This window comes from Bacillus sp. 105MF, assembly GCF_000374885.1.
Taxonomy (GTDB): Bacteria; Bacillota; Bacilli; order Bacillales; family Bacillaceae_G; genus Bacillus_A; species Bacillus_A pseudomycoides.
In genome coordinates this window covers 1-2523 of record NZ_KB895662.1, presented here as the reverse complement: position 1 = coordinate 2523, position 2523 = coordinate 1, and the positions used below count along the sequence as shown (strand labels likewise).

At 37.2% G+C, this 2523-nt stretch carries 1 protein-coding gene and 1 pseudogene; both read left to right on the top strand.

Going from position 1 to position 2523, the window contains the following annotated elements; translation table 11 throughout:
* Nucleotides 1-95: 95 nt before the first annotated feature.
* Nucleotides 96-2132, top strand: a pseudogene (locus C564_RS33190) (VirD4-like conjugal transfer protein, CD1115 family); the annotation flags it as partial.
* Nucleotides 2132-2332, top strand: coding sequence for a hypothetical protein (locus C564_RS0131270; protein WP_003203030.1), 201 nt, complete (start codon nucleotides 2132-2134; stop codon nucleotides 2330-2332). The pseudogene C564_RS33190 and the gene C564_RS0131270, both read left to right, overlap by 1 nt.
* The last annotated feature ends 191 nt before the right edge of the window (nucleotides 2333-2523 follow it).

The window sequence follows — 2523 nt, the reverse complement described above, 5'->3', positions numbered from 1 at the left end:
ACACGATGGAACGCCGTATGCTAGGAAACTAGCACGTACGGTGTGAGGTGGGGGAAAAGGTGGAGATTGCATCAAAGCTTTACCTATCACCATAATTGCTAGCGGCATCGAAAAAAACGCTGGAAAAACGGGGGTTTCATATTGAAGTTTTAAATTTAATTAACCCGTTAGAGTCGATGAGTTACAACTTGCTTCAACTTATCAAAGATGCCTATAAACAAGGTGATACAGCAACAGCCCAAACACTTTGTAATACATTATCCTTTTCACTTTATTACAATCCAAATGTGAAAGATCCATTTTGGAATAATAGTGCGATGAGTTTATGTAATGCATTAATTTTAGCGGTTATAGATAAATGTATCCAGGAAAAGGCAGAGGATAAAATTTCGATGTATGCAGTCGCAAACATGTTATCGGAGCTTGGTTCCAAAGAAATTGTAATTGATGCACAAGGAAATACCCAAAATGCATTAGATATATATTTTGAAATGCTTCCCGCTGAGAGTGTTGCGAAGATGCAATTTGCAACTTCTAGCTTTGCAAAGGGCGGGACAACACGAGGAAGTATCTTTAGTACTACAATGAGTAAACTATCCATCTTTACTTTTGATGGCATTGCGAAAATGACATCTCGTAATAGTATCGATTTAAAACGAATAGGCTTTGGGAAGAGCTTGCAAGGAAAAGGAACACCAAGGGTACGTGTACAGATAATCTTCCCTGATGGTTCGAAAGAAAGTATCAAAACAGATACAGCAGGTCGTTTTGAACTGAATTTCCAGCAAAATGTAAAAAAAGGTCAGCGTATTCATGTGATGGAGAGTAAAACGAAGAAGAAAATGATTGTAGAGATCCAAACAATCAACAAGGATACAGGTGAAACAACATTCAAAGTTGTCGAGAAACAAGATGGATTACAAATTGATAGCATTGTCATTTTTGAAAAACCAATTGCGGTCTTTATGATCGTTCCAGACTATGATTCTAGTAATCATGTCATTGCCTCAATCTTTATTAGACAGTTATATTTTGTGCTCTCCAAGTATGCTGGTTTAGCTCGTGGTGGGAAGTGTCATAGAGAAGTAGTGTATTTATTAGATGAGTTTGGAAATATGCCTGCAATTGATGATATGGGGAATATTGTAACGGTATGTTTAGGACGAAACATCCGATTTAACCTCATTGTGCAAGCTCTTCCGCAGTTGAAAATGAAATATGGAGATGCAAGTACCACCATTCAAGACAATTGCGGGAATCAAATTTATATTCAATCGGGTAATAAAGAAACCGCAAAAGAAATATCTGAAAAGTTAGGGAATCAAACAATCAATTCATTATCTCGGAGTGGAAAAGGATTATCAATTGATAAGAGTAAGACAGAAGGGATTGATACGAAACCATTATTAACGCCAACAGAGTTAATGAGGTTCCAAGAAGGAGAAAGTGCAGTAATACGCTTTATGAAGCGTCGTGATAATAAGTTTGAAAAGATAGAGCCGTTTCCTATTCTGAACCGAGGAAAAACGGTCATGAAATACCGTTGGGAGTACCTGGGAGATGACTTTGATACAGATCAATCCATTTTAGATATCGACATTCGTTCTTTACATGAATATGTGAATCCAAGGGATCTCATAATTGATTTCTTCCCAAAACAAGAAGAGGAGCCAACTGGGCAATCAGAAGAGCCAAAACAAATTGCACCAGGATCTGAACCAGAGCCTGTACCGACGCCTTCAGAAGAAGAGTATGAGGAACCACAATTTGCGGATATTGATGAAGAGATTGAGATTCCAGAAGAAGCATATTCATCAGAACCAGTTGTGATAGTAGAATCATCTAGTGTTTTTGAACCACTTACCTTAGAAAATTGGGAACAAAAAACAGCGGAAGAATTCTTTGAAACACATCGTTCCATTTGGAGTGTGATTGAAAAGAAATGTATGAAGCAATGGAATAGACCGTTAGCGGATATTCAGGCAAGTACAATGGAAAGCTTTATTGACGATTTGAAAATATTAGTAACGACAGGACAAATTGATAAGAATACGTATCGTTTGATTAATGGGAAGTACGGTGAAATTATGGATGGTTTATTAGAAAAAGAAGGCGTAAAGGAGGAAGTATGATGCAAGTAACCAATTCCTTACAACAAATTTTACAAGTTTACGGGAATCAAGTAATGGCGGGGAGAGAAGTAATGATTGGACTTAGAAATGGCGTTGTGGTGTTACAACCAGGAGGAACCGGTGAAGCGCCGATTGTTATACGAGTAGACGAAGTGGATGAGTATCTTGATATGACTATACAAGAAGTATTTGAAGCTTAAGAGAAAGCGGGTGAAACCATGAATGATGAGAAAGTGTTAGAAATACTAAAAACATTTAGTGAGTACTTAGAAATTGGTGGATTTACGAACTATATTCTCCGTTCGATTGGTTGGATGATAATTATTGGATTGTCGTATTTGGTAGATGCATTGGAAGGAATTACAGATAAAATTCTTTTCGTAAAAACGTT

What these genes read in the sequence shown, in the direction of transcription:
- C564_RS0131270 (WP_003203030.1), top strand. Translation starts at nt 2,132, where the DNA reads ATGCAAGTAACCAATTCCTTACAACAAATTTTACAAGTTTACGGGAAT.